This window comes from Streptomyces sp. NPDC048600 (genome assembly GCF_055587025.1).
Window position 1 is genome coordinate 1 of the sequence record NZ_JBVJGZ010000077.1, and the last position, 1,102, is coordinate 1,102.

Annotated in this window: 1 protein-coding gene and 1 pseudogene; both read left to right on the forward strand. The window is 68.9% G+C overall.

Translation table 11 applies throughout. The features are described from left to right. A pseudogene (locus ACZ6SQ_RS38365) lies at window positions 1-114 on the forward strand (beta-ketothiolase); the annotation flags it as partial. Between the two features lie 34 nt (window positions 115-148). After that, window positions 149-1,102: enoyl-CoA hydratase/isomerase family protein (locus ACZ6SQ_RS38370; RefSeq protein ID WP_469570696.1), on the forward strand; the 954-nt coding region annotated here is incomplete at its 3' end.

The following is a 1,102-nucleotide window of genomic DNA, read 5'->3' on the forward strand; positions in this document are numbered from 1 at the left end:
ATGATCCTCGGCACCCTCGTCGACGAGCTGGAGCGCCAGGACAAGCGCTACGGCCTCGCCACGCTCTGCGTGGGCGGCGGCATGGGCATCGCCACCGTCGTCGAGCGCGTCTGACCGCCCGTCCGAACCCCCGTTTTGGAGCACCCCGATGAGCGAGATCAGCACCATTCGCTGGGAGCAGGACGAGACCGGCGTCGTCACCCTCGTCCTCGACGACCCCGGCCAGTCCGCCAACACCATGAACCAGGCCTTCAACGACTCCATCGCGGCCGTCGCCGACCGCGCCGAGGCGGAGAAGGACAGCATCCGCGGCATCGTCATCACCTCCGCGAAGAAGTCGTTCTTCGCCGGTGGCGACCTCGACGTCATGATCGGGCTGCGTCCCGAGGACGCCCAGGCAGTCTTCGATACGACCCTGCGCATCAAGCGGGCCCTGCGCCGCATCGAGACCCTCGGCAAGCCCGTCGTCGCCGCCATCAACGGCGCGGCGCTCGGAGGCGGTTGGGAGATCGCGCTCGCCTGCCATCACCGGATCGCGATCGACGTCCCCGGTACCAAGGTGGGTCTGCCGGAGGTCACCCTCGGCCTGCTCCCCGGCGCCGGTGGAGTCACCCGTACGGTAAGGCAGTTGGGCATCTCGGACGCCTTGCTGAAGGTCCTCCTCCAGGGCAACCGGTACAACGCCCGGCGCGCACTGGACACCGGTCTCGTGCACGAACTGGCGGCCACGCAGGAGGAGTTGCTTGCCAAGGCGCACGCGTTCATCGACGCTCACCCCGAGTCGCAGCAGCCCTGGGACGTGCCCGGCTACCGCATCCCCGGCGGCACCCCGTCGAACCCGAAGTTCGCCGCCAACCTCCCGGCCTTCCCCGCCAATCTCCGCAAGCAGCTGAACGGAGCCCCGTACCCGGCGCCGCGCAACATCATGGCCGCCGCGGTCGAGGGCGCCCAGGTCGACTTCGAGACGGCGCAGATCATCGAGTCGCGGTACTTCGCCGAGTTGGTGACCGGGCAGACCTCGAAGAACATGATCCAGGCGTTCTTCTTCGACCTCCAGGCCGTCAACTCCGGCGCCAACCGCCCCCAGGGCATCGAGCCGCGC